The organism is Ramlibacter monticola, assembly GCF_016722785.1.
GTDB classification, from domain to species: domain Bacteria; phylum Pseudomonadota; class Gammaproteobacteria; order Burkholderiales; family Burkholderiaceae_C; genus Ramlibacter; species Ramlibacter monticola.
The window spans coordinates 604,808-630,673 of sequence record NZ_JAEQNE010000001.1 but is presented as its reverse complement, the minus strand read 5'-3'; the positions used below and the strand labels follow the sequence as shown (position 1 = coordinate 630,673).

23 protein-coding genes are annotated in these 25,866 nt (G+C 69.9%); 13 read left to right on the top strand and 10 right to left on the bottom strand.

Annotated elements, in window-relative coordinates; translation table 11 throughout:
- The first annotated feature begins 230 nt into the window (after positions 1-230).
- Positions 231-560, top strand: a complete 330-nt coding sequence (locus JJ685_RS02845) for a c-type cytochrome (RefSeq protein ID WP_201672650.1) — start codon at positions 231-233, stop codon at positions 558-560.
- Positions 561-626: 66 nt separating this feature from the next.
- Here the strand turns inward: JJ685_RS02845 and JJ685_RS02840 are convergent, their stop codons facing one another.
- The 5 genes from JJ685_RS02840 to JJ685_RS02820 all read right to left on the bottom strand — a co-directional run bounded on the left by JJ685_RS02840 (position 627) and on the right by JJ685_RS02820 (position 6,905).
- Positions 627-2,003 (bottom strand): amidohydrolase family protein, encoded by a 1,377-nt coding sequence (locus JJ685_RS02840; protein ID WP_201672649.1) that lies wholly within the window; start codon positions 2,001-2,003, stop codon positions 627-629.
- Between the two features lie 155 nt (positions 2,004-2,158).
- The gene (locus tag JJ685_RS02835) at positions 2,159-3,217 is read right to left on the bottom strand and encodes a hypothetical protein (RefSeq protein WP_201673673.1); all 1,059 of its coding nucleotides are present in this window, start codon (positions 3,215-3,217) and stop codon (positions 2,159-2,161) included.
- A 77-nt stretch (positions 3,218-3,294) separates the two neighbouring features.
- Positions 3,295-5,301 carry a hypothetical protein gene (locus JJ685_RS02830; protein ID WP_201672648.1) on the bottom strand — a complete coding sequence of 669 codons (2,007 nt, stop codon included), beginning with the start codon at positions 5,299-5,301 and terminating at the stop codon, positions 3,295-3,297.
- Positions 5,302-5,415: 114 nt separating this feature from the next.
- On the bottom strand, positions 5,416-6,123 hold the full coding sequence (locus JJ685_RS02825; protein ID WP_201672647.1) for a GntR family transcriptional regulator: 708 nt from the start codon (positions 6,121-6,123) through the stop codon (positions 5,416-5,418).
- Between the two features lie 56 nt (positions 6,124-6,179).
- A complete protein-coding gene (locus JJ685_RS02820) occupies positions 6,180-6,905 on the bottom strand; it encodes an aspartate racemase/maleate isomerase family protein (RefSeq protein WP_201672646.1) in 726 nt (241 codons plus the stop codon).
- Between the two features lie 266 nt (positions 6,906-7,171).
- Here JJ685_RS02820 and hydA point away from each other — a divergent pair, with 266 nt between their 5' ends.
- From hydA to JJ685_RS02805, 3 genes are read left to right on the top strand one after another with little or no spacing between them, the layout of a single operon-like run.
- Complete coding sequence (gene hydA / locus JJ685_RS02815) at positions 7,172-8,590, top strand: dihydropyrimidinase (RefSeq protein WP_201672645.1); 1,419 nt, start codon at positions 7,172-7,174, stop codon at positions 8,588-8,590.
- On the top strand, positions 8,590-9,336 hold the full coding sequence (locus JJ685_RS02810) for an aspartate/glutamate racemase family protein (RefSeq protein ID WP_201672644.1): 747 nt from the start codon (positions 8,590-8,592) through the stop codon (positions 9,334-9,336). Before hydA ends, JJ685_RS02810 begins: the two co-directional genes overlap by 1 nt.
- 24 nt (positions 9,337-9,360) lie before the next feature.
- A complete protein-coding gene (locus JJ685_RS02805; RefSeq protein ID WP_408015457.1) occupies positions 9,361-10,683 on the top strand; it encodes an MFS transporter in 1,323 nt (440 codons plus the stop codon).
- A gap of 102 nt (positions 10,684-10,785) precedes the next feature.
- Here the strand turns inward: JJ685_RS02805 and JJ685_RS02800 are convergent, their stop codons facing one another.
- From JJ685_RS02800 to JJ685_RS02790, 3 genes are all read right to left on the bottom strand, one after another.
- On the bottom strand, positions 10,786-11,547 hold the full coding sequence (locus JJ685_RS02800; RefSeq protein ID WP_201672642.1) for a YecA/YgfB family protein: 762 nt from the start codon (positions 11,545-11,547) through the stop codon (positions 10,786-10,788).
- Between the two features lie 87 nt (positions 11,548-11,634).
- Positions 11,635-13,368, bottom strand: a complete 1,734-nt coding sequence (locus tag JJ685_RS02795; RefSeq protein WP_201672641.1) for a thiamine pyrophosphate-binding protein — start codon at positions 13,366-13,368, stop codon at positions 11,635-11,637.
- Between the two features lie 18 nt (positions 13,369-13,386).
- Positions 13,387-15,009: an FAD-binding dehydrogenase gene (locus JJ685_RS02790; RefSeq protein ID WP_201672640.1), complete on the bottom strand. Its 1,623-nt coding sequence runs from the start codon at positions 15,007-15,009 to the stop codon at positions 13,387-13,389.
- A gap of 195 nt (positions 15,010-15,204) precedes the next feature.
- Between JJ685_RS02790 and JJ685_RS02785 the strand changes: the two genes are divergently transcribed.
- From JJ685_RS02785 to JJ685_RS02750, 8 genes are all read left to right on the top strand, one after another.
- On the top strand, positions 15,205-16,119 hold the full coding sequence (locus JJ685_RS02785; protein WP_201672639.1) for a LysR family transcriptional regulator: 915 nt from the start codon (positions 15,205-15,207) through the stop codon (positions 16,117-16,119).
- Positions 16,120-16,227: 108 nt separating this feature from the next.
- Positions 16,228-17,025, top strand: a complete 798-nt coding sequence (locus JJ685_RS02780; protein WP_201672638.1) for a carbon-nitrogen hydrolase family protein — start codon at positions 16,228-16,230, stop codon at positions 17,023-17,025.
- Between the two features lie 8 nt (positions 17,026-17,033).
- Complete coding sequence (locus JJ685_RS02775; RefSeq protein ID WP_201672637.1) at positions 17,034-17,714, top strand: RraA family protein; 681 nt, start codon at positions 17,034-17,036, stop codon at positions 17,712-17,714.
- Positions 17,711-18,229: a TRAP transporter small permease gene (locus tag JJ685_RS02770; protein ID WP_201672636.1), complete on the top strand. Its 519-nt coding sequence runs from the start codon at positions 17,711-17,713 to the stop codon at positions 18,227-18,229. The genes JJ685_RS02775 and JJ685_RS02770 overlap by 4 nt, the downstream gene beginning before the upstream one ends.
- The gene (locus JJ685_RS02765) at positions 18,226-19,524 is read left to right on the top strand and encodes a TRAP transporter large permease (RefSeq protein ID WP_201672635.1); all 1,299 of its coding nucleotides are present in this window, start codon (positions 18,226-18,228) and stop codon (positions 19,522-19,524) included. Before JJ685_RS02770 ends, JJ685_RS02765 begins: the two co-directional genes overlap by 4 nt.
- Before the next feature lie 36 nt (positions 19,525-19,560).
- Entirely contained in the window at positions 19,561-20,595 is a 1,035-nt protein-coding gene (gene dctP / locus JJ685_RS02760; protein WP_201672634.1) for a TRAP transporter substrate-binding protein DctP, read from the top strand.
- 5 nt (positions 20,596-20,600) lie between these two features.
- Positions 20,601-21,386: an HpcH/HpaI aldolase family protein gene (locus JJ685_RS02755; RefSeq protein WP_201672633.1), complete on the top strand. Its 786-nt coding sequence runs from the start codon at positions 20,601-20,603 to the stop codon at positions 21,384-21,386.
- Positions 21,387-21,510: 124 nt separating this feature from the next.
- Positions 21,511-22,596: a porin gene (locus tag JJ685_RS02750; protein ID WP_201672632.1), complete on the top strand. Its 1,086-nt coding sequence runs from the start codon at positions 21,511-21,513 to the stop codon at positions 22,594-22,596.
- A 303-nt stretch (positions 22,597-22,899) separates the two neighbouring features.
- Here the strand turns inward: JJ685_RS02750 and JJ685_RS02745 are convergent, their stop codons facing one another.
- Entirely contained in the window at positions 22,900-23,418 is a 519-nt protein-coding gene (locus JJ685_RS02745) for a DUF4334 domain-containing protein (RefSeq protein WP_201672631.1), read from the bottom strand.
- Positions 23,408-24,835, bottom strand: a complete 1,428-nt coding sequence (locus JJ685_RS02740; protein WP_201672630.1) for a hydroxysqualene dehydroxylase — start codon at positions 24,833-24,835, stop codon at positions 23,408-23,410. The genes JJ685_RS02745 and JJ685_RS02740 overlap by 11 nt, the downstream gene beginning before the upstream one ends.
- Positions 24,836-24,908: 73 nt before the next feature.
- Here JJ685_RS02740 and JJ685_RS02735 point away from each other — a divergent pair, with 73 nt between their 5' ends.
- Positions 24,909-25,814: a LysR family transcriptional regulator gene (locus JJ685_RS02735; RefSeq protein ID WP_201672629.1), complete on the top strand. Its 906-nt coding sequence runs from the start codon at positions 24,909-24,911 to the stop codon at positions 25,812-25,814.
- Positions 25,815-25,866: the final 52 nt, after the last annotated feature.

Sequence of the window (25,866 nt, the reverse complement as noted above, 5' to 3'; positions counted from 1 at the left end):
TAGGACAGAAGGCGAAGTGCCGCGCACCGGGACGCCGGTGGGGTCTTGAGATTGCAATTCGGTCCCGGGTTCACCGAGAATTCCAGCGGGGATGGCCGCTGCAGCCGTTCGCTCGACTCGCAGCCTTTTCTCGCCGGCTTGGTCCGTCTCCTCCCATCCAGGTCGTGAAGGGTGGCGCCATCCGCATTGCTCTCTGCATGCGCCCTTCTTCACTCTCGTCAGGAGAACGCATGAAGGCGCTATTCGCATCCCTCGTCGCGGCTGTCATTGCCGCGAACGCTCTTCCCGCTGCCGCAGCCGACGCCGCGGCCGCCAACAAGCTGCTGAAGGCCAACGATTGCACGAAGTGCCATGCGGTCGACAAGGACAAGAAGGGGCCCTCGTACAAGAAGGTGGCCGCGAAGTACAAGGGCAAGCCCGACGCGGAAGAAAAGCTGGTCAAGCACCTGACCGACAACCCCATGGTCAAGCTCGACGACGGCACGGAAGAAGAGCACAAGGCGTTCAAGGGCACCCCCGCCGAGATGCAGAAGGTGATTCTGTTCATCCTCGCGCAATAGCGCGTGCGGCATTCCGCCAGCGGCGGACGACACACGACCCTGCCAGCCATCGCAGGTCTTCCACTTCTACCCCGGTTGGTGGCCGTGCGCGGCGCGCAACCGCAGGAACTGCGCCCGGGTTTTCGGCCCGAACGTGAGGAAATGCGGATCGGGCTCGTACGCGGCGCGGGCTCGGCCCATCTCGTCGGCGGCGGCGCGACGGGTGACTTCCTCGACGTCGAGGCCGTACACCTGCGCGCCGTTGAGCCCGAAGATGCGTGCCCGCAGCCGCGGGGTCATCGCTGCGTAGCCGAACTTCTCCTGGTATTCGCGCGAGATCTGGAAGGTGCGGAACGCCTGGATCTGGTCCTGCGGGGAGCCGTACCAGATGGAGTCCGACCCCCACAGCACGTTGCCCTCGCCCAGGTGCTTCACCAACTTGCCGACGACGTGCGCCGCCTGGTCGGGGTCGCGCATCAGCATGCGCCAGGTGCTGCCGAGTTCGCCGTAGACGTTGCTGCCCTTGCCGAGGCCGGCTTCCTCGACCGAGCGGATCAACCGGTCGACGCCATCGCTGCGCGTCGGATCGTACGGCCCTTCCTTCGCGGTCTGCACGTAGCCCGCGTGATAGACCAGGAAGTTCACGTCGGGGAACATCTTCGCGACGCGGCCGATGTCGGCGCAGGTCGAATGCTCGTACGACTGCCGGCCGAAGGGCAAGCCCTTGTGCACGCAGATGGTCCGGATGCCGACGCCGCGCGCCTTCTCGATCATCCGCACGCCGATGTCGTCGGTGAGGAAGAAGCCGCGGCCGTCCGGCCCCCATTGCGTGTAGCACTTGAGGGCGGACACCTTCCATCGGCTGGCCAGCGCGGCTATGTCCTCCATGTCGCCGGGCTGGTTCGGGTTGACGCGGCCGTGGATCAGGAGGCGCTGGCCGCGCGGCAGGCGCGACACGATCTCCTGCACCGCGGCGGCTTCCGCGATCGGCAGGTACTCGTTCTCGCGCCGCGACGGGATGAAGGAAAGCACCATCATGTCCGTGTCCGAGTCGAGGAACACGTCTTTCACGAACTGGTCGACGCCGCCGAGGCCGTGGCGCCCCTGCCAGTTCCTGCCGACGAAATGGCCCTGCACGTCGAAGATGAATTCGCGCGAGCCGAGCCGCTGCGCCGCCTGCTCGACGTCCAGCGCCGCCGTCGGCTCGATCTCGTAGAAGCCGCCGGTGCGCCCGGCCGCGGCGTAGGCCTCGTTGAAGGCGAGCAGGGTGCCGGCCGCGCCCGCGGCGGAGACCAGCAGGCGCCGGCGCGAGAGGCCGAGCCGCTTCGCGTTGGCGTCGGCCGCGCGGTGGGCGAGCGCGTTGGCGCGCAGGTGCACGGGCTCCAGCGGCATCGGTGCGACCTCGCCGTTGGAGGTTGAATCCAGCTTGATGGGAAGGCGGCGGCCATCGCAATCGTGTCGCATGCGACCTCCTCGTGCCAAGGACCGGTATCGTAAGCCGCACCAGGCACCTGCGCCACGCACGCCCTGCGACTGCAGGGTGCTGGGCCGTGGACTCGACTCACCGCTTCGATTCCAGTCAGCGCGGGCAAGGCCGCTCAGCGCACGCCCGACTGACGCTACTGTGCCTGCCCGGCCAGGTCCTCCTCGAGGAACCGCAAGAGTGCCTCCATCAACGCCTCCCGCGGATACGCGTTCTGGGTCACGAACAACGAGCTGATCGTCGTGTGCACCCTCGCGATTGGCACCGCCATCGCCCAATGGTCCGCGTTGAGATATCCCACCAGCGTGCTCCCCGCCACGATCTGGTCGTAGAAGATCACCTGGCTGTCGTTGCGCCCGTCGATTGCCGACAGCTTCCGGTAACTGCCCGTCAGGATCGACGAAATGCGCTGCGGGTCCGGATACGTGACCAGCGAGTAGAAGCGCACCTCCCGCGGCAGCGGGTTCTTCGCGAGCCACGCCTTCCTCACCCCGGGCCGCAGGCTCGCCACGGCACCGCCGTCGCCCGAGGCGCAGGTGGAGCCCGGGAAGTGCCGCAGCAGGTCCGCCTGGTACTGCTCCGCGTCGTTCGCCAGCGCCGACCCGCCGACCGCGCCCGCGGCGCTGACCACGGCCGCGATGCGAGCGCGCAGCTCGGGGTACGCGACGACGGCATCCAGGATGTCCGGCGCGCCCTTCGAATACCCGATCAGCACCAGCCGCGGCGCACCCGGCTCCGCCGGCATCGCCATGATCGCATCGCGGATCTGGCGCGCGTTGTTGCTCGTGCTCGATAGCGCATCGACGCGCATCCACATGGCGTCGTAGCCGAACTGGCGCACGTGCTGCACGACGGTCCCGGGCGGCTGCAGCCAGCGCTCGAAGCACTCGTAGCCGATGCCGGCCACCGCCGCGGCCACCAGCCGCCGCTTCGAAGGGCCGAGATCGACCGGCTTGCCGCTGCCCGGAGGTTCGGTCCCGACGCGCGTCAGCGCGTCGTCGCAGGGCCGGTAGTCTGGCACCTCGCGCTGGCGGGCCTGCAGCACGGCGCAATAGATCTCGCGGAAGCGCCCGCGCTTGTCCGTGACACCGGCCGTGTCCGCCGGCACGAGGATCAGCGGGGGCGTGTCGGTCGAATAAGGCGTCAGCGGCTGCGATGTGCACGCGCCGAGGGCCAGGCTCGCCGCGATCGCCATCGCGTGGATGCCGGCACGGGCGCGTGATTCGTGGACAGGGGAGGAGCGGCGTGAGGGCTGCACGAGTGCCACCTCTTTCAGTAGCTGTAGTAGTACCGCCAGTCGAACACGAGCCGCAGGCCGACCGACCACACGGTGCGGAGGTCCGGATTCGGCGCGCCCGGAGGGAACACGGTCGTGGCGGACCGCGGCACGTCGGCACCGACGAACAGCTGGAAGACGACCGACGAACTCTGGTTGGAGGAGAAGGAGCGGTAGGGGCGGTACTCGACGACCGGAAGGTCGTAGGAAATCGTCTTGAAGTTCACGACCCGTGCCGATCCGCCGGGGTCGGTGCGCGGCACGACGAGCTGGTCGTTCCTGTACTTGCCGTACAGGACGACCCCCAGTTCCCGCCCGAGCACCACCTGGAAGCGCCCGATGGAGGTGGCCCATCCCTGTTGCCAGGGGATCAGGCCGCCGTTGCCCGCGGTGACGGCCATGCGCATGTACGTCTTCGGGTCGAGGAAGTACAGCGGCGCCGCCAGCAGCAAGTCGCCCGGGATCAGGTAGAAGGGCGCACGGAAGCGCATCGAGATCCCGGTGCGTGCCGGGATCGCGGCGCTGAGGCTGCCGGGCGAAGAGCCGGGAAAGTTGTCGCTGATCCGGTTCGTGGAGGGCGCATCGGACCGCAATCCGAGCGACGCGTAGACCAGGCCGTCGCCCGCCTCGCTGATCACGCCGTCGAGGCCGAAGCCGCCGCGGACCGACAGGTCCAGGCCCGAGATGAATCCCCGGTCCGACTGCACCGTGGCAAGGCCTGCGTGGATGACCCGGCCGTCGATCGTGCCGGCCAGCCCCACGAAGGGACCCACCTCGCTGCGGGCGCGCGGCAAGGCGCCGAAACCCGGACCCAGGCCGGGCACCGGCGTGTTCTCCAGGGTGGCCTGGAAGAAGGGCCGCTGCTGCGGCGTGAATTGCAGCCCCGGATCGCGGCGCGGCAGCGTGTTGTTGCGGCAGACGTCGAAGGCATCGGGTGCCGCTGGCGCCGCCGCCACGTGCCCGAACGCGGGCCCGCCGGGCCTGCCGGCCGCCAGGTCGAGCACCTGCTGGAGGCTGGTCCGCAGCGTGGCCGCGGCGACCTCGGCGTCCGAGGGCCGCATGTAGGCGTCGCCCAGCAGCACGATGGACCGGCTGCCGCCCGCCCACGTGAAGACTTCCAGCCCGTTCTGGTTGTAGTAGTCGTGCGTGCCCTGGCGCTGGGAGCGATCGCCCCAGTTCCCCGCGATGTGGCCGGCGGCGAAGACGTCCTGCAGGAAGTGGAGCGCGAAGGCCTCGTCGGCCAGCACTGCGCGGGCGAGCGCGGCCCGTTCGGCCGGCGCGAGCTGCGGTTCGTTGCGCAGCCGGCTCGCCTTCTGCAAGGCGCTGAGGTGGAAGTAGGAGTAGACGCCGACGGCGCTGATCTCCGAGCCTTCCCGCAAGGTCAGGGCCGCATAGTCGTTCAGGTCGATCTGCGTCTCGGGCCGCGCGAGCAGGAAGTGGGCGGTGTTGGATCCCGCGCGCGTCACGTATTCCACGTCGGCGCGCTGCAGCCGGATGTCGGCGGTGCGCAGGGCGTTCACGCGCTGGGCCCGCGCCGCCTCGCTCGTCATGAGGCGCTGGGCTTCGTTGACGAGATCGGTGGGCTTGAGCGCCGGGTCGACCAGCGGCATCACCGGGATGCGCGCGAGGTCCTCCTTCAGCTGCGCGGCCACGTCCGCGACCTGCAGGATCCAGGGCGCGCTGCGCGCCGTTTCGAACATCTCGCGGCTCGAACACGAGTGGTCGCCCGCGATGGCGCTCAGCGCCGCCCAGTCGATGCACGTCGGCGCCGTTCCCTGTTCGCGGTCGGCCCCCGCAGCGCACAACTGCTGCTGGCCGGCGCCGGCTTCCTGCCACAGGCGGTCGAAGACCGCGCGGCGTTCGCCGTCGAGGCCCTGGACCGTCAGGATCGAGAGTTGCCTGTGTTCGGGATAGACCCAGGCGCGTCCGGCGAACGGCAAGGCGCCCAAGGCCAGCACCGCGACCAGGCGCAGCAGGGATTTCTTCTTGGCCATCGATCTCATGTCCGACTCATGGGATGAGACCACAACCTTGACAGGTTTCACCTGTCGAGTCGCCATGGATGGGACCAAGGTCCCATACGGACCGTGCAGGGCGGCGGGTCCGCCGCCCCGGGATCAGCCCCGGAAGATCGCCTCCAGGTCCGCCTCGCCGTTGCCCTGATCGAGCTGCAGGCTGCCTTCGATGTGATCGAGGTGGTCCAGCATGATCTCCTCGGCGCGCGCGCGATCGCGCCTGGCCACCGCATCGATGATCATCTGGTGCTCGTCGTCGCGGCAGCTTTGGGCGGTGGGCGCGTCGTACAGGAGGATGGTCAGGCAAGTGAGCATGCACAGCTCGCGCATGCTGCGCGCCAGCGCCGAATTGCCCGCCAGTTCGGCCAGCAGCGTGTGGAACTCGCCCGAAAGGCGGATCACGGCGCGCTTGTCGCCGCGGCGGCGGGCGTCGGCTTCCAGTTCCACGTGCTGGCGCAGCCGCTGGATCTTCTCGGGGGTGTGGGTGTCCACCAGGCGGCGCACCACCGCGGGCTCGATCAGGCGGCGGGCCTCGAAGACGTCGCGCGCCTGCTCGGTGCTGGGTTTGGCCACATAGGCGCCGCGCTGCGGGAACAGTTCCACGATCTGCTCGTGCGCCAGCCGCGCGAGCACCTCGCGGATGCGCGCTCGGCTCACGCCGAAGATGTCCGCCATGCGCTCCTCGCCCAGCTTGGTGCCGGGTTGCAGGCGGTGTTCGAGGATGGCGACGTAGACCCGCTCGTAGATCTCGTCGACGGTGTTCTCGCGCTCGGCGGGGTTGGCGGGCGTCTTGCGCACAGGGGCGGGCATGGAACGATGGGGGCGTGCTGCGTGGGAATGCCCGGCCATTCTAGAGACCGCCGGGCTCAGGTCCATTGGAACAGCTCGCCCCAGCCGGTGATCGCCGCCGGCGAGGCACCCGCCGCGCGCACCATGCCCCACACCGTGGTGCTCACCGTATCGAGCAGCGGGATGCCATGGGCGGCCTCGACCGCCGGTGCGAGCGGCGCCGCGCGCAGGTTGGTGCAGAAGGTGGTGATGGCCTGCGGTTGCGCGCGCGCCACGTCGTCCATCAGTTCGCGCAGGGTGTGCGGCGTGACCTCCGCGAAGTCGTAGTTGACGCGGATGCCGAGGTGGCGCTCGGCCACCACCTCGATGCCGATCGCCCGGTAGTTGGCCACGATGCGCTCCTGCACGTCGGGGGTGTAGGGCGAGACCAGCGCGAGCCGGCGCACCTGCTTCAGCGCCATCAGCTCGTTGAGCGCCAGGACGGCCGTCGTGGCCGGGATGCCGGTGCGCTCGCGGATGCGCTCCACCAGCTGGCGGTCGCGGTCGAACCCGAGCCAGCCGGCGGCGGTGCCGCTCCAGCCGATCACGTCGACCTTCGCATCGGCCAGCAGTTCGGCGGCGGCCAGGATCTTGCTGTCGTCGAACTGGCCGAGCGCGGCGGCGTCCAGGCTGATCTCGGTGACGCGGAAACGCGAGAAATGCGCGCTCGCGCCGGGCAGGGCGGCGGCCAGCGCGCTGGTCAGCGGCTCGAGGGCGGTGTTCGAGGAAGGGGTCAGCACCCCCAGGCGCAAGGGTCTTGTCACGGCGGGATCTCCAGTGTTGGCGATGCCAGTATGGCGGATGTCGGCCCGTGGATTCAACAATGCTGCCTACCGATTGTCGACACTAGTGTAAACACCGAGAGCGTCTCCAAGGTCCGAGGCTCATAGTTCGTCCACGGGTGAAACCAGCCTGAATCCAATCCGGGCCCCACCGTCTTTCCTTGCCATGACCATGACCCCATCGAGCTCCGTGCGCCGTGCCTCCTGCCAGTTGTTGTCGACAATCTTGTTTGCACAAGGAACGCGCCATGGCTGACGCCCTCGACCTGGTGCTGCGCAACGCCCGCGTGGCGACCGCCGCCGACACCTTTGTCTGCGATATCGGAGTCCGCGGCGGCCGCATCGCGCTCCTGGGCGAAGGGCTGCCCGCCGGCAAGCGCGAGATCGACATCGCCGGGCGCACCGTCACGCCAGGCGGCGTCGACGCCCACTGCCACCTCGACCAGCCCATGGAAGGTCCGGCAAAGATGGCCGACGACTTCCTCACCGGCACCCGCTCGGCGGCCTGCGGCGGCACCACCACCGTGATCCCGTTTGCCGCGCAGATGAAGGGCCAGTCGCTGGAAGCGGCGGTGCTCGACTACCACGGCCGCGCCGAAGGCAAGGCCAGCGTCGACTACGCCTTCCACCTGATCGTGAGCGATCCCACGCCTACGGTGCTGGCCAAGGAACTGCCCGCGCTGATCGCCCAGGGCTACACCTCCTTCAAGGTCTACATGACCTACGACGACCTGAAGCTGGACGACGGCCAGGTGCTGGACGTGCTGGATGTCGCGCGCACCCACGGCGCGCTGGCCATGATCCACGCGGAGAACGCCGACTGCATCGAGTGGCTGACCAAGCGGCTGGAAGCGGCCGGGCGCACCGCGCCGCGCTGGCACGCGCACGCGCGCCCGATGCTGGTGGAGCGCGAGGCCACCCACCGCGCCATCGCGCTGTCGGAGCTGGTGGACGTGCCGATCCTGATCGTGCACGTGTCCGGCCGCGAAGCCATCGAGCAGATCCGCTGGGCGCGCGCCCAGGGCCTGCCGGTGTTCGCCGAGACCTGCCCGCAGTACCTGTTCCTCACCGCCGAGGACCTGGGCATCGACGACAGCTACCAGGGCGCGCGCTGCGTGTGCAGCCCGCCGCCGCGCGACAAGGCCAACCAGCAGCGCATCTGGGAAGGCCTGGCCGACGGCCTGTTCACCGTGTTCTCCTCCGACCACGCCCCGTTCCGGTTCGAGGACCCGCAGGGCAAGAAGCCCGGCGGCCAGGAGGTGCCCTTCCGCCACATCCCCAACGGCATCCCCGGGCTGGAGACGCGCCTGGCGCTGCTGTACTCCGAGGGCGTGCTGGGCGGGCGCATCACGCTGCAGAAGTTCGTGGAGCTGACCGCCACCAATCCGGCCAAGGCCTACGGGCTGCATCCGCGCAAGGGCACCATCGCCGTGGGCAGCGACGCCGACCTGGTGGTGTGGGACGAGCGCGAGCTGACCGTGCGCAACGAGCGGCTGCACCACGCGGTGGACTACACGCCCTATGAAGGCACCCCATTGAAGGCCTGGCCGGGCCTGACCCTCCTGCGCGGCGAGGTGGTGTGGGACGGCCAGCGCTTCACCGGCGCGGCCGGCCGCGGCCGCTTCCTGCCTTGCGGCACCCCCTCGCTCCTGCCCCGGAGGACCTGATGCGCCTGCTCCTCGTCAACCCCAACATCAGCGACAGCGTCTCCGACCTGATTCGCGCGGAGGCGAGGCGAAGCGCCTCGCCCGGCACCGAGATCGAGGTGCTGACGGCGCCTTTCGGCGTCGCCTACATCGAGACCCGCTTCGAGGCGCTGGTGGGCGCCTATGCCGCCGCCCAGGTCGCGGCCGAACACTGCCAGCGTTTCGACGCGGTGGTCGTGGCCGCCTTCGGCGATCCCGGCCTCACCGGCCTGCGCGAACTGCTGCCGGTGCCCGTGACCGGCATGACCGAGGCGGCGCTTGCCACCGCCCATCTGCTGGGCCACCGCATCTCCATCATCGCCATCTCGCAGCGCATCCAGGCCTGGTACCGCGAAGTCGTCGAGAGCTACGGCTTCGGCGGCCGCCTCGCCAGCATCCGCGCGCTCGACCGCCCGATCAGCGCGATCGGCGGGGTGCAGGAAGAGCACGCGCAGGCGCTGAAGGCGCTGGCCGAGCGCGCCGTCGCCGAGGACGGCGCCGAGGTGATCGTGCTCGCGGGCGCGCCGTTGGCCGGGCTGGCGCGCTCGCTGCACGGGCAGTTGCCGGTGCCCGTGGTGGACGGCGTCTCCAGCGCCGTGCGCCATGCCGAGACGCTGGCCGCCCTGAAGCCCGGGCGCGCCCGCAGCGGCAGTTTCGCCTTGCCCCCCGCCAAGCCCAACCAGGGCCTTCCTCCTGCGATCGCCGCGCTGCTTGCGGCGGGCCGCTGACCTCTCACCATGACCACCGGAGACATTCCCTTGAAGAACCCGCCCGCCGTCGCCATCGACGTCCCGCTTGCGGACAGCGCCGCACCCACCAAGGTGCGCTGGAAGATCTTCCTGATGATGCTGTTCCTCATCTCGATCAACTACATCGACCGGGCCTCGCTCTCGGTCGCCATGCCGCTGATCGCCAAGGAGTTCGACATCGGCCCGGCCACGCAGGGGCTGTTGCTGTCATCCTTCTTCTGGACCTATGCCTTCATGCAGATCCCCGGCGGCATGCTGGCGGACCGCTACGGCCCGCGCGCGGTGATCGCCGGCGCCACGGTGGGCTGGGGCATCTTCCAGGCCATCGCCGCGGCCTGCACGGGCTGGGTGAGCCTGCTGGTCACCCGCCTGGGCCTGGGCGCCGCCGAAGCGCCCATCTATCCCGCGGGCGGCAAGCTCAATGGCATCTGGATGACGCAGAACGAGCGCGGCCGCGGCGCGACCCTGCTCGATGGCGGCGCGCCCCTGGGCGCGGCGCTGGGCGCCATCCTGATCTCGGGCCTGATCGCGACCTTCGGTTCCTGGCGGATGTCCTTCGTGGTCGCCGGCGTGGGCACCGTGATCGCGGGCTGGTTCGCCTGGCGCTACATCCGCAACCATCCGCGCGAGCACGACGACGTGAACGAAGCGGAGGCGCGCTACATCGAGGCGGCCCATGCGCAGGACGCGCTCGCCGCGCCCGCCTCGGCCAGCGGCCGCGTGCTGGACTTCTTCCGCTACCGCTCCACCTGGGGTATGTTCTTCGGCTGGATGTGCTTCAACGCGCTGTTCTACGGCCTGCTGACCTGGATGCCCAACTACCTGTCCAAGGTGCACGGCTTCGACATCAAGCAGATGGGCGGCGCCGTGTTCATCATGTTCTTCTCCGGCTTCGTGGGCGAGATGATCGGCGGCTGGATCGCCGACAAGTGGAAGGCCGCCGGCGCCTCGCAGGCCAAGGTGCTGCGCACGCTGTTCGGCATCGCCTCGGTGATCGCCACCGTCGCGATCTACAGCGTCGCCAAGATCAAGGACCCGGTGTCGGTGGTGGTGCTGCTGTCGGTCACGCTGTTCTTCCTGCGCTGGTGCGGCCTGTTCTGGTGCATCCCCTCGATCCTGGGCACCAAGGACCGCGTCGGTTTCCTGGGCGGCACCATGAACCTGGGCGGCAACTGCGCCGGCATCGGCGTGCCGATCCTGGTGGGCGTGATCGTGGAGACCACGGGCTCCTACGACATGGCGATGATGCTGTTCGCCGCCGCGGGGGCGGGGCTGTTCGTCTGCTCGACGCTGCTGATCGACTACAGCCGGAAGCTGCCGGTGTAAGTTGCAGCCGCTGCAACGAAAAAGGCGCCGCTGTCGCGGCGCCTTTTTCATTTCGTGCCCGATCGGACGCGGTGACGGCGAGCCCTCGCCACGGCGGGCCGCTCAGCCCGCCCCGTGGCACTTCTTGAACTTCTTGCCGCTGCCGCAGGGGCACAGGTCGTTGCGACCGGGCTCCGGCTCCTTGCGCACGGGTTCCGCGCGCGGGCCCAGGCTGCGCGCGATCTGGCGCAGGTCGTACACCGCCCAGATGGCCGCGGCGAGCGCATCGAGCCGCTCGTTGCTGACGCTGGGCGGCCCGTCCTCGCTGTACATCGAGAGGGCCGGCACGCCCGGGTCGGGCTCGGTCAGCGCGACGACGTCGTGCAGCGCGCCGTCGAACATCTCCGCCGTTTCGTCGTCGCGCGGCGGCTGCCACTCCTCGGGCCAGGACTCCACGGCGTACATGAAGCCCAGCGCCCAGACCTGGGCGTAGGCCGGCAGCTCGCCGAGATCGCTCTCGCCGCGTTCCTCGGGTGGCAGGGCCAGCATGGCCCCGCGCGTGTCCAGCGCCTCGGGCTGGTAGGTGCGCTCGTCATCCAGCAGTTCCACCGGGTGGTCGAGCGCCGTGGCCATTTCCTGCCAGCGGCGCCGCCAGCGCCAGACGAACTCCATGTGTTCCATGGGCCGGAACTCGTCGCCCAGCAGCACGGGCCAGTATTCCTCGGGCGGCACCTCGCGGCGCATGCAGAGCAGCGCGGCGAGGAAGCCCTCGCAGAACTCCCACTGGGGAATCTCTTCGTCCTGCTCGCGCATGAAGTCGAGCTCGTCGTCCAGGGCGTCGAAGTCTTCGGGGGTGAGGGGACCGGCTCCGGTCGGGGTGGGCATGGACAAGCTGGATTCCAGTGGGCAGGGAGGGCGAGGATTATGCGCCGAGGGGCAGGCGGGGTTCGGCCCGCGCCGCCCTCCGCCAGCCTACGGGACACTCACCCGCCGCCAGGCGGCCCGGCCGATCATCCGCAGCTTGTTCCCGAGGTCCATGCGCCCCAGGTTGGTCTTGACGATGCCCTGGGTGAAGCGGGTCGGCTTGCTGTAGTCGATGCGCACGTCCACGACCACCGGCCTGCCTCCGCTCGCGCACCGGTCCGCCTCGGCGATCACGCGCTCGATGTCGGCGTCGCTGTCCATCTCGAAGAAGGCGGCGCCCACCGCGTCGGCGATGCCGCGCATGCGGACTTCCGGCAGCACCGTGCAGGCCTTGCGGTTGTACGGCAGCGCCTGGGCCTGGGAGATCTGCGAGAGCTCGCCGTCGTTGAAGACGTAGTAGACGATGCCCAGGCCGTGTTCGGTCGCGGTCAGCATCTCGAGGCCGGTCATGAGGAAGGCGCCGTCGCCGACCACGCCAACCACCTGGGACCCGGGGTTCGCCAGCTTCACGCCGACGGCGGCCGGCACGCAGTAGCCCATGCAGTTGAAGTCCGTGGGCGAGAAGACGTGTCCGCTGCGGGTGGCCGGGAACAGCTCGGCGACGAGGAAGGTGTGGTTGCCGTCGTCCGCCACCAGGTAGGCGTCGTCCGCCAGCTGCCGGCGCAGGGCCCGGAAGAAACGCGCCGGGTTGACGCGCCCCTTGCCGTCGTGGCGCAGCCACTCCTCGAGGTAGCGCTGCTTGTCCTGCGCGATGCGGGTGCGCAGAGGATCGTCCGCGGGCGCGGGCGCCGAGGGAGGCAGCGCGCGCAGCAGGGCCTCGAGGGTGAGCTTCGCGTCGGCGGCGATCGTCACCTCCGCCTGGTAGTTGACGTTGAAGACCTTGGGGTTGATGTCGGCATGGATCAGCGCCCAGCGCGGATCGAGCCCGAAGCTGCCGGTGGCGATCTCGCCGAAGCGGTTGCCCACGGCGAGCAGCACGTCGCATTCGGCGAAGGCCCGCGTGGCCGCGGGCACCGCCGCGGGGCCGATGCCCATGCCCACGTGCAGCGGATGGCTGGCCGGGAAGACGCTCAGGCCCTGCAAGGTGGTGGCCACGGGGGCGTTCAGGCGCTCGGCCAGCGCGATCGCCTCCGCGGTGGCTGCGCGCGCGCCCCAGCCCAGGAACAGGCCCGGGCGCCTGGCCCCGGCCAGCAGCTTCGCGGCACGCTCGATCGCGGCGGCATCGGGCGCGGGCGGCGCCGGGGGCGCGTGGGGCTTGGGCAGGTCCGGCACTTCGCCGGGGAACAGCTGCAGGTTCACCGGCACCTCGACGAACACCGGACCCGGCTCGCCTTCGGTGGCGACCCGCCAGGCCTCGAACAGCGTGGGCACGATCTCGGCGTGCGTCGCCACGCGCCAGCGCCCCTTGGTCACGCTGCGCACCATCTCCAGCTGGTCGATCTCGTGCAGCTGGAAGCCGAAGCCGTGGTCGTTGCGGACGCCCCCCGTGACCACCAGCATCGGGATGCCGTCGAGGAAGGCTTCGCCCATGCCGGCATAGGCCAGCGCGGTGCCGGCGGCGGGCACCATCATCAGCGTGCCCGGCGTGTCGCTGGTGCGGCTGACGGCATCGGCCATGAACGCGGCGCCGCCCTCGTGCGTGACGCGCACCGGCGTGATCTGCGTGGACGAGGCCAGCTGGTCGTAGATCTCCGTGTTGTGCACCCCGGGGATGCCGAAGGTGAAGCGCACCCCGAGCTGCTCCAGGGCGTAGCGCACGAGCTGGGCGCCGGTCATGTTCATGTCGTCGTCTCCGGTTCTCTAGGTCGCCAGGTGCCGGGCCGCGCTGCGCGCGGTGAGGATGCAGCCCGCCAGGAAGGTGCCCTCCAGCGAGCCGCGGCCGTTGAGCCCGCCGCCGCCGAAGCCGGCGGCCTCGCCCACGGCGTAGAGACCGGGCAGCGGCTGGCCGTCGGCGCCCAGCACGCGGCTGTGCAGGTCGGTCTGGATGCCGCCCATGGACTTGCGCACCAGCAGGCGGCAGCGGATCGCGATCAACGGCCCGGCGGCCGGGTCCACGATCTGCTGGAACTTGCAGATGCGCACCCGGTCGCCCGGCCAGAGCCGCAGCTGCGCGATGCGGCGCAGCTGGTCGTCGTCGTGGAAGCGCTCGCCGCGCGCGATCTGCGCGTCATAGCCGGCGATCTGCCGCGCGAGCAGGGCCGGGTCCACGGCCTCGTCGCCGGCCAGCGCGTTCATGCGCGCGGCGAGCTCGGGCAGGGTACTGGCCTGCACGAAGTCCGGGCACTTCGCCAGCAGTTCGTCGGCCAGCGGACCGCGGCCGCTCAGCATCTGCCACGCGAAGGCCAGCGCGCGCCGGTCGCGGATCAGCGGGTTGTGCTCGGCGCCCGAGGCCGCCAGCTCGCGCAGCGCGATGCGGCGGTTCAGCACCTGCCAGGTGTGCGGCCAGCCGGCCCGCGCGATCTGCGCCACCATCTCGCGGGTGTCGAAGCCGCTCACCAGCGGCACGGGCCCGATGCGTCGCCCTGAGGGGTCCAGCCACAGCGCCGAGCGCGGCGGGATCAGGCTGAGGCCGTGGCCTTCGAAGTGCGGCGAGGGATAGGACACGCCGGCCGCGTAGTTCCACATCGCGCCCAGGTGCGTCAGCCGCCCGCCCGCCGCCTGCACCGCATCGTGCAGCTTGCCGTCGGCGTTCGGGTGCGAGCCATTGAGCAGGTGTGCCGGCGGCGCGCCGAGGTCGGCGGGCCAGTGCGCGCGCACGCGCCGAAGGTCGCCGCCGATGCCGCCCGAGGCCACGACCAGGCGGTCGGCCGTCGCTTCGAAGGGGGCGCCGCCGGCCGCCAGCGTGCCGCGGCAGCGCCAGCCGCCGCCCGGCACCGGTGCGATCGCCTGCACCTCGTGGCCGGTCGCGAGGGTCAGGTTGGCACGCCGGGGGTGATGTTCCAGCGCGTCGAGCAGCGTGCGCGCCATGTGGCGCGAGGTGCCCCACAGCACGTGGTAGCGCGGCACGGAATTGCCCGGCCGGAACAGCCCGCGTTCCACCCACTGCACCGCGGGGATGAAGCGCAGGCCGAAGCCGCGCAGCCATTCGTAGATCTCGGGCACGCAGCGTTCGAGGTAGTGCTGGGCCCAGGCGCGCGGCCAGGCGTCGTCCTCGCCGAATTCCGCCGCGGCCTGCCAGTCCGACCAGGCCAGCGCCTGGCTGTCGCGGATGCCCGCGCGCCGTTGCAGCGGCGTGTCGACGAGGCACATGCCGCCGAAGGCCTGCAGCGCCAGTCCCCCGAGCGCGGACGCGTCGCCGCGTTCGAGCAGCATCACGCGCTGGCCCGCGGCCAGCAACTCCAGCGCGGTCACGATGCCGGCGAGGCCACCGCCCGCGATCAGGGTGTCGTGGCGGACGGGGGGCGCGTCGGGTGTCTTCGGCATGGCAGCGCGAGGCTAGCAGCGGCGGCCGGGGCGAGGAAGAGAGAGGTCCCTCGCCTGGTCCGTGCCGTGTCGCCCGCGCGACCGGCGGGCGGGGCACGCGCGCACCACCGCTCCACGAGGGGCGGGCATGGGTGTCGTGTACCATTTTCGGGGTGCGCGGAGCGCGCAGCTTCCCGCCCCCCACAGGTCTTCCCAGTGAACCTCCGATTCATCGAAACGTTCGTGCTTGCCGCGAAACTGGGCAGCTTCAGTCGCACCGCCGAACGCATGCACACCACGCTGGCGGCCGTCTCCTCGCGGATGCAGACGCTGGAGGAAGACCTGGGATTCCCGCTGTTCGAAAGGTCGGGACGCAGGATCAGGCTGTCGCCCAAAGGCCGCGAGATCCTGCCGGCCGCTGAACGGCTCCTCTCGGCGGCCGCGGACTTTTCATCGCGCGTCGTGTCGCCCGACCGCCTGGAGGGCCGCGTGCGGCTGGGCGTGATCGACACCGTCGCGGCCACCCTCTTGCCGCAGTTCCTCTCGGAGGTCGAGAGGCGCTATCCGCTCGTCGAAATCGACCTGCATTCGGACACCAGCCTCCAGATCGCCGAACGCATGGCCTCCGGCGACCTCGACATGGGCTTCCTGCTGCGTGGGCTGACGATCGCCGGCGCGCGCACGGTGCCGCTGTTCACGCTGGCGATGCGTTGGGTGGCGAACCCGGCCCTGGTGCAGGCCAACCCGCCCACCGGGCCGGCCGAACTGGCGCGCTACCCGGTGCTGTGCTATCCGGTGGGCTCGAGCCCCTACGAGTTCACGCGGGCGCTCTTCGCGCCGTATGGCGGGCCCCGCCGCCTCTACGCCTGCAATTCGATGACGATGACCATGCGGCTCGTGGTCGCGGGCGTGGGCGTCAGCGCGCTTCCGACGGCGCTTCTCGTGGACGAACTCGCTTCCGGCCAGCTTCGGCTGCTGGACGTCGAGGAGCCGTTTCCTCCCCTCCAGATGCAATTGGCCTACTTCGAGGCCGATGGCCAGCCACTGCACGCCGCCCTGGCGGAGACCGCGGTCGACGTGACTCGCGAGTACTGGTCCACCGTCGCGCCCGAGCACGGAAGCCTGCCCTGAACTCCGCCCAATCAAGATTTTCTTGAGTTTCGGCTCTGGAATTTCCCGTTTGTTGTTGAAGTAACGCGTTTTGATAATGCGTTCACCGACACCGCAAGGGGACGTTTCATGAGAGTCAGTTTGGTCCAGAACAATCCGCAGGAGGATCTGGGGAAGTCGTTGAACACGGTGCGCGAGCTCGTGCAGCGGGCCGTCGATGCCGGGACGGACCTCGTGGTCCTGCCGGAGTACTATGCCTTCATGGGGTCCGACCCCGTGCGGCACCGCGACAGCGGCCGGTACTTCGGGGAAATCGACCAGATGATGGCCGCGCTGGCCCGTGAGACCGCCACGACGATCCATGCGGGCAGCCTGGTCGAAGCAGATGGCGACAAGGCCTTCAACACCACCGTGGTCTATGGGGCGGACGGCTCCCGGATCGCGCGCTACCGCAAGATCCACCTGTTCGACATCGTCCTGCCGAATGGCACCGCCTACCGCGAATCCGATGTCGTGGCGCCCGGCAGCGAGGTCGTGACCTACAAGGTGGGTGACTGGACCATCGGTTGCTCGATCTGTTACGACCTCCGCTTCCCCGAGCTGTTCCGCGCACTGCGCGATCGCGGTGCCGACCTGCTGATCGTTCCCGCCGCCTTCACGCTGGCGACCGGCAAGGACCACTGGGAAGTGCTGTTGCGCGCCCGCGCCATCGAGACCGGCTGCTATGTCGCCGCGCCGGGGCAGATCTTCAGCTTCGCCAACGGCACCCGAAGCAACTATGGCCACAGCCTGGTGGCCGATCCCTGGGGTCACGTGGTCGCCAAGGCCTCCGACACCGTTGGCATCGTGACCGCGACGCTGGACAAGGCCTATCTCTCGCAAGTGCGAGCGCAGGTCCCGACCCACCAGCACCATCGTCTTTCCTGAGTCGCATCATGTTCGAAGTCCATGACCTTCCGGCGCCCCTGCCGACGGACCTGGTGGCGCTGCTCGCGCGGGTCGAGACGGCCACGATCGGCCACGTGCTGCATGACGGCTTCGTGGATCCGGAAATCCGTTCCCTGCTCGGCGACCGCAGGGTGGTCGGCTGTGCGGTGACCGTGCGCATTCCCGCCATGGATTCGGTGCTGCTGCACCACGCCGTCAGCATTGCCCGTCCCGGCGACTTCCTCGTGATCGAGCGCTGCGGCGATCGCCGCCATGCCTGCCTGGGCGGCATGGTCACGCATGCGGCCAAGCTCGCCGGGGTCGTCGGCGCCGTGATCGACGGGCCGGCCACCGACATGTCCGAGATCCGTGCCTGCGACTTCCCGGTGTGGGCCCGCGGTCTCTCGCCGATCACCACCAAGCAGCTGGGCACCGGCGGCGCGCTGAACGTGCCCGTCACGGTCGGCGGCCAGGTGGTGTGTCCGGGGGACGTGGTGCTGGCGGACGAATCCGGGGTCGTCGTGCTGGCGCGCGATCGGGCCGAAGCGCTGGCCCGCAAGGCCATCGGCATGCAGGAGTTCGAGGTGGAGGCGCTCGCCAGGATGCGCGCGGGCGCCAAGCTCGGGGATCTCTCGGGCGCCACGGCGCGGGTCGCGGCAGCGCTGCAATCCGGGGGAAGCTCGAAATGAGCGGGATCCTCCCCGTGGATGGGAGCGGCATCGAGCAGTTGTCCGCCGAAGCCGGTGACCAGCCGTGCTGGCACGTCGAGGACGTCGTGGCCACGGTTTGCATGGCACTGCTCATGCTGATCACCCTCGCCAATGTCGTCGTCCGCTACTTCTCCGAGATGTCGTTCGCCTGGACCGAAGAAGTGTCGGTCATCGTGATGGTGCTGATGGTCTTCGCGGGTGCGGCCGGCGCCGCGATCCGCAACCAGCACATCCGGATCGACCTCTTTTCCAACCGCGGCAGCCAGGCGCGGCAGCGTGGGATGGCGCTGGTGTCCCTGGGCGCCACGGTCGTGGTGTTCGCCACGCTGGCCGTCCTGCTGGGGCGGACGGCGTTCGACGAGATCCGGTACGAAGAGCTCAACACATTGAACCTGCCGCGCTGGTGGGTGAGCGTCCCCGAGGCGCTGCTGTGCGCGCTGGTCGCGGTGCGCGCTCTCGGCATCCGCATGCGACGCGCGAAGGAATCGTCATGATCGGCGGGCTCCTTTTCGGCGTCTTCGTGCTGCTGATCGTGGTCGGCGCACCCATCGGGGTGGCCATGGGGCTCGCCGCCATGGCGGCCGTCGCCGCGGCCAACGTCGACCAGAGCTGGTTCGGCCTGCTGGCGGCCTCGCAGAACGCATTGGCCGGCATCGAGAAGTACCCGCTCATGGCGCTGCCGATGTTCGTCCTGGTGGGCTCCATCTTCGACCGCTCCGGGGTCGCCCAGCGGATGGTGAACTTCGCGACTGCCTGCGTCGGCCGGGGCCCGGGCATGCTGCCGGCCGTGGCGATCAGCGTGGCCATGGTTCTCGGCGGCATCAGCGGCTCGTCGGTCGCCAACGCGGCCGCCGTGGGCGGGGTGATGATCGGGGCCATGGGCAGGGCCGGTTATCCGGCGCCCTTCGCGGTGAGCGTGGTGGGTGCGGCCGCGGCCACCGATGTGCTGATCCCTCCCTCGATCGCCTTCGTGGTCTACAGCGTGATCGTGCCGAGCGCGAGCGTCCCCGCGCTCTTTGCGGCCGGCATGATTCCCGGCATCCTGGCGGGCATCGCGCTGATCGTGCCGGCCGTCCTCCTCAGTCGCCGGCACGGATTTGGCGCGAGGGACCAGGCGCTGCCCAAGCCGCCTTTCTGGAAGAGTCTGGCAGAGGCGTCCTGGGGCCTGGCGGCACCGGTGCTGATCCTGGGCGGCATGCGCATCGGCCTGTTCACGCCGACCGAGGCGGCCGTGGCGGCCGTGGTCTACGGCCTGTTCGTGGGCATGGTGGTGCACAAGACGCTGCGCCTTCGCGACCTGCCGGGAATGTTCCGGGAGGCGGCGGAAGTGTCGGCCGTGATCATGACGGTGATCGCGCTGGCGAGCATCTTTTCGTACAGCGTCAACACCCTGGGGCTGGCCGATCCGATCGTGCACGGCATCCAGGCGCTCGGCTTGGGCAGCTTCGGCACGATGTGCCTGGTCATCTTCGCGGTCCTGATCGTCGGCACCGTGCTCGAGGGCGTGCCGATCTTCCTGATCTTCCTGCCCGTCCTCGCACCGCTGATGCAGGCCTTCCAGTGGGACACGGTGTGGTTCGGGGTGCTCCTGACCATGGCCATGGCCATCGGCTGCTTCACGCCGCCGCTCGGAGTGAACCTGCTCGTGGCCTGCCGCATGTCCGGCGTGGGCGTGGAAAAGACCCTGCCGTGGGCCGCCTGGCTGGTGGCCACCTTCGTGCTGGCCATGGTGGCCGTGATGGTCATGCCCGGCCTTGCCACATGGCTGCCCAGGTCCCTGGGCTATTGAAGACGATCCAACCGAAAGCAAAGAGAGAGACAGTCGATGAAACGTCGAGAACTGATTTGCGGGGCCGCGGGCGCCGCGGCCAGCGGCCTGGCCGGGCTTGCGCTGCCTGCCCTGGCCCAGGGAGCGCTCAAGAGCGAATACCGGATGTCCTCCGTGCTGCCCCCGGCCTTCGCCTGGGGTCGCGCTGCCGAGACGTGGGCGCGACTGATGCGCGAAGGCGGGCAGGGCCGCATGAACGTCAAGGCGTACCCCGGGGCTTCGCTGGTGCAGGGTGACGCCACCCGCGAGCTCACGGCGCTGCGCCAGGGCGCCATCGACCTCGTCTGCGGCTCTCCCAGCAACTGGAGCGGCACCGCCCGTGAGTTGGGCTGCTTCTCCCTGCCTTTCCTGTTTCCGGACCACAAGGCCCTGGACGCGGTGCTGAACAACAGCGCTTTCGTGAGCCAGTACTTCGACGCAGTCCGGCGCGCGGGACTCGAGCCGCTTGCACTCGGCGAGACCGGGTTCCGCCAGCTGAGCAACAGCAAGCGGCCGGTGCACTCGCCCGCGGACCTCAAAGGCATGAAGCTTCGCTTGCCGCCGTCCCCGATGATGAGCGACACCTTCCAGGAACTGGGCGCCAACCCCACCGTCATGAGCTGGGCCGACGCGCAACCGGCATTGGCCTCCGGCGCCGTGGACGGCTGCGAGAACCCGATGGAGCTCTTCTTCGCGTCCAAGATGAACATGCTGGGCCAGAAGTACGTGACGAAGTGGAACTACATGAACGAGGTGCTGCTGTTCGCCGTCTCGCGTTCCACCTGGGAGGGCCTTGGCAAGGACGAGCGGGCGCTCCTGCGCGATTCCGCGCAGGCCGCGGCCAAGGCGCAGATCGCCGAGGTGCGCAAGTTCTTTGCGGAAGACTTGCGCCAGGCCGCGGCAGTGAACGTGGCGGTGTACGAGCCCACTCCCGCGCAGCTGCAGGAGTTCACGGTTTCCACCCGCCGCTCCTACGCGCGCTGGAAGGCACAGATCAGCCCGACGCTCGTCGGCGCGATCGAGCAGATCGTGCAGAACAGCCGGAAGGCATGAGCCTCATGGACGCACAACGCAAGACCGAGGCCGTGGACAACGCGCAGCTGATGGGATTCTGGCTGACCACCCCGCAGTGGCAGCTGGCGGAATGCCTCGCCCTGGCGGGATTCCGCCGCGTGATCCTCGACGTGGAGCACGGCCCGTTCGGCCACGAGACGCTGCACTCCTTCATTCCCTTCCTCAAGGGCCTGGGGCTGGAGGTGTTCGTCAAGGTGCTGGCGCCCGAGCGCAGCCCGGTGCAGACCGTTCTCGACTTCGGCGCCGACGCCGTGATGATTCCCCACCTGCAGGATGCGGAGCATGCGCGGCGCGTTTGCAGTTTTGCGAAATTCCCGCCGCTGGGCGATCGCAGCCTGGCCGGCGGCCGCACCATGCGCTACGGCCTGGTTCCCGACGATTGGTTCGCGGCCACCGATCGGCGCATCCGCTGCTACGCGATGATCGAAACCGCCGGGGCGCTGGCCCAGGCGGACGAGATCGCGGCATTGCCGACCGTCGACGGCCTGTTCCCCGGTCCGACCGATCTGTCGCTGCGTCGCGGACGCGGCATGTACAAGCGGACGCCCGCCGACTGGGACGACATCGCCAGCATCGCGCAGGCCTGCAAGCGCCACGGCAAGTCCCTCGTGCTGCCCGCGTGGTCGCCCGAGGAGCGCCGGCGCGGCATCACCGAACTGGGCGCGGATTTCGTGTTCTCCGAACTGGAGATGCTGTTCCACGCCGTCGGCACGGCCCGCCTGGCCGAGGCGCTGCGCGCCGAAGCCGCGTCCTGGCAGCCTTCGCGCTGACCGGGCGCCATTCTTAGGCGCCGAGCCCCATCCCCTCTCGCCCGTTCCCGGCCGCAGGCCGGGGCTGGCGGAGCCCTGGCCGCGCGCCGCACTGGTTTCCACAACAACACTCGAGGAGTTCTCTTTGCCTGCGAACAAGAATACCCGTCGGCCGCTGCTGCTCGCCGGCATGCTCGCTGCCGCCGGCTGCGCGAGCGCGCAATCGGTCGAGATCTACGGCGTCGTCACGGAGGGCGTCGCCACGATATCCGACGTCGGAGGCGGGCGGCAGAACCGCGTGCAGAACGCGGGGCACTGGTCCACGAACTTCGGCTTCCGCGGGACCGAGGACCTGGGCGGTGGGCTCAAGGCGTTGTTCAACATGAACGCATCGTTCGCGGCCGACACGGGCGTGGTGGGAAGTCCGGCCAGGTTCTTCACGAATGGCGTGGCGGTCGGTCTGGGCGATGCGACGTACGGGACCGTGTCCGCCGGCGCCCAGTTCGATTTCATGGTCGACATGCTCAGCTACGTCAACGCGTTCCAGTCCACCGTGTATGCGTTCCACCCTGGTTCGGTCGACCGCGTCAACGGCGTGCCGGTGCCGAATGCCCTGCGCTACGAATCGCCCCGCCTGTACGGGGTTGCGATCAAGGGCTTGTACGGCTTCGGCGAAGGCACCCGTCATTCCTATAGCGCCGAGGCCAATTACGACGTGGATGCGCTGGCGTTGATCGCGGTCCGTTCGTCGATCGGTGGCGGGGCCATCGCGCCGGCGGCGTCGCTCGGCGTGGCCAGCTTCTTCGGCCAGTCGCTGTCCTTCGACGCGCCGGCGACCGTGCTCCTGAACCGCACCGACATCGACGGCGTGGGCGTGAAGTACAAGCTGGGACAGGCCACGCTCAAGGCAGCGGGTACGCGCGTGAAATTCGTGTCCGCCAGCGAGACTGCGACCGAGACCCTGAAGACGGCCGAACTCGCGGTGACCTACAACCTGACGCCAGCCCTGGTGCTGGACGTGGGCGCCTGGCGTTCCTCCATGGGCAGCAACCGCTGGACGACCTTCAACGCCGGCCTGGACTACTTCTTCTCGAAGCGCACGGACGTCATGCTCGGAGCCGCCGTGCAGAATGTTTCCGGTCCCAACCAGCGCGCGAGCCTGTTCGCCGCGGGCAACGCGGCGGGCCAGGACCAGAACGCGCTGTACCTCGGCATGCGCCATCGGTTCTGAGGACGCGCGGGGAGCGGGCTTGCTCCAGGGGACGGTGGTGGCGCGATGCGGAAAGTTGTATGCTGCAACGCCCAGCCCCCCCTTGAGGAGAAAGCCATGTCAAAGGCATTCGGCATCGTTCTTCTTGTCCTGGCCGGCTGTTCGTCCGCTCCCCCGCATCAGTACGTCGTGTCGCCGTGTGCCTTGGGGGGCGCCACGTACGATTGCAACCCTCTGCAATACGTGCAGAAACAGTAGTTCCGCGCTCGCGCTGGGCGCCGCCCTGCGGGGTGCTGCAGCGGCGGACGGAACCCGAGCCGATGCTCAGCGCCGTGGGCCGTCGCCAGGCGCCCGCCGCAGCACGAAGAAGAACGGCGTCTCCATCCCCTTCATGTCCATCAGCCCCAGCACGGCGTCCGCTTCCAGCCGGCGGAACACGTCCTGGATCGGCAGCTCGTCGTAGAGCATCGCGGCCGTGAGGTGGCCGCGGAACTGCAGCATGCGCAGCCGCGCGTGCGAGCGGCGCGTGGCCAGCAGCGGCAGCAGCCCACGGCCGACGCGCGCCACCGTCGGGTCCTTCAGCCACGGCCACCGGAGCAGCAGGGGCACGCCCGGCCACAGCCCGCGCGGACGCACCGCGAACTCGCGGCCGCCGCGCGCGAAGACCAGCGGCTGGACGTGCTCCGCGCTGTCGAAGCGCTTGCCGCGCCAGCCATAGGCGGCCAGGGCGCCGTCCAGGGGGTGCCCGGTCGGGAACTCCTCGCCCTTCCAGTTCCCGAGCAGGAAGCCCGTGTCCACCGTGGCGAGACGGTCGAACAGGGCCAGGGCCTCGTCACTTCGCACGGCGGGACCGCAGCAGGCCGACGAGGCCGTACGTTTCCGGCGGGGCAAGGGCGATCGTGCGCTGCAGGATCACCTCGGCGGCCAGTGCGGCGGAACGCGCCGCGCTTTCCATGGAGCAGGGCAGGGCGGTATCGGTCCAGTCGCCCGCGAGCAGCAAGCCCGTCACGGCAGTACGCGCGCCCGGGCGCAGCGTCTCCGTCCCCGGCCGCGGCTGCGGGACCGCCCCGCGGATGCGGTGCACGCTGGCGCCGAGCACGCGGGCCTCGCGCGCGGCCGGCGCGAAGTCCTGCAGTTCCTGCAGCGTCCGGGCCACCACGGCCTGTTCGCTCCACTCCGGATGCGCATTCGGCCCGATCGCATTGCAGGCGACCACCGAGCCGGCGCCAGCCAGTTCCGGGCGGATGTTCGCCAGGTCGTAGAAGTCGGTGTTCAGGTCCTCCGGGTCCCACACCCGGGCCCAGAAGCGGCGCGGGCCCAGGCGCCGGTCCAGGGCCAGCACGGTGCTGGTGTAGGGCGCGCCGAGGAAGCGCCGCGCCGTGGCCTGCAAGGGCGCCAGCAGCGGCTCGCGGGTGCGGGCCAGCAGCGGTGCCGCATGCCACGGCGGCAGCGCCAGGATGCACCAGGGTGCAAGCAGCAGGGCGCCCGAGCGCAGCCGGACCCCGCGCACGAATCCGTCCTGCACGTCGAGCGCGCGCACGGCGCTGCGGGTGTAGACCTCGCCGCCGCGCTCGCGGATCGCCGCGCTGCAGCCGGGCACGTAGAGCTGCGAGAGGCCCACTCTCGGGAAGCCGAAGTGGTAGCCGCTGCGTCCCAGCATCAGGCGGAAGATGCGCAGGGCCGAGGCCGCGGAGCACTCTTCCAGCGGCACGTTCAGCAGGGAGAGAAGGGTCGAGCGCCAGAACCAGTCGATCGCCTCGGCGGCCATGCCCTTGCTGCCCAGCCAGCTGAAGGCGTCCACCGCGTCCAGCGCGCGCAGGCCGGCTTCGTCGACGCGGGCCGCCTCCCGGATCACGGGCCAGTGCGACAGGGACGCGCGCACGCCCAGGCGCCGCAGCGTCATCGGTCCGTTGGCGAGGAGGTGCAGGGGCGGAGGCCAGCTCACGCTCGCCACGTCCAGCAACCGGCGCTCCTCGAGCAGCGTGACGAGGATGCCGGGCTGCCAGTCCACCTGCGTGGCGGTGCCGACGCGGCGCAGCATGCGCATGAAGTGCACGTGCTCCGAGCTGATGACGTGGGGCCCGACGTCCACTTCCAGGCCCATGCCGGCGTGGTGCCAGCTGCGGGCGCGCCCGCCGGGGCAGGCGCGGGCCTCCAGCACGCCCACGCGCAGGCCCGCGTCGGCGAGCTCGGTCGCGCAGAACAGGCCGGCCACGCCGGCCCCGATCACCAGGGCGTCGAAGGTAGAGGACTCGCGCATGCGCCCCCGCCACCATACGCCGGCGCGGCCGCCGCGGGGGCCGCAGCGCGCGTCACAATCCTGCAGCAGAGCAATGAACCTCTCCCTCCGTCACATGAAGGCCTTCATGGCCCTCGCCACCCTGCGCAACTTCACGCGGGCGGCCGAAAGCTGCAGCCTGACGCAGAGCGCCTTCAGCGCCCTGATCTCGAACCTGGAGGGCGACCTGGGCGTGAAGCTGTTCGCGCGCAACACGCGCAACGTGGACCTCACGGCCGAGGGCCAGGTGTTCCTGGAGATCGTCTCGCAGCTGCTGCCGGAGACCGAGCGGGCGCTGGCCCAGATGCAGGACTACGTGCAGCTGCGCAAGGGCCGGGTGAGCCTGGCCGCCCTGCCGTCGATCTCCGCGAGCATCCTGCCGCCGCTGATCGCCCGCTTCGGGCGCGACTTTCCCGGCGTCGAAGTGGTGGTGCAGGACGTCGCCAGCACCGTCTGCGTGGAGATGGTGCGCAACCGCCAGGTGGACTTCGCGCTCGGCGCGGCGGTGCCGCCGCGCGCCGACCTCGCGATCGAAACGCTGGCGCGGGACACCTTCTGGTTCATCTGCCTGGAAGGCCATCCGCTCGCGCAGCGCAAGCGCCTGGGCATCGCGGACGTGATCGCCGAGCCCATCATCGGCTTCGAGCCGAACAGCAGCGTGCGGCAGCACCTCGATGCGGCGGTCTACCCGAAGCAGTGGGTCCGCTCGCACATGGTGAACAGCTTGTCCACCGCGGCGGGCTTCGTCTCCGCGGGGCTGGGCGTGACCATCGTGCCCACCCTGGGGCTGCCGCAGTTCGCGCACCTGCGCCTGCGGGCGATTCCCCTGACCCTGCCGCTGAACGAGCGCGACATCTGCTTGGTGCGCCGCAGCGGCGACACGGACTCGATCGCGGCGGAGGCTTTCATGAAGCTGCTGCGCGGCAGCCTGCAGCCGGCGCTCCAGGCGCTGGCTCCGTGAATAATCTACCGGTTCGCTGAATTCATCGAAATAATCCGTTTGTCCACTGAGC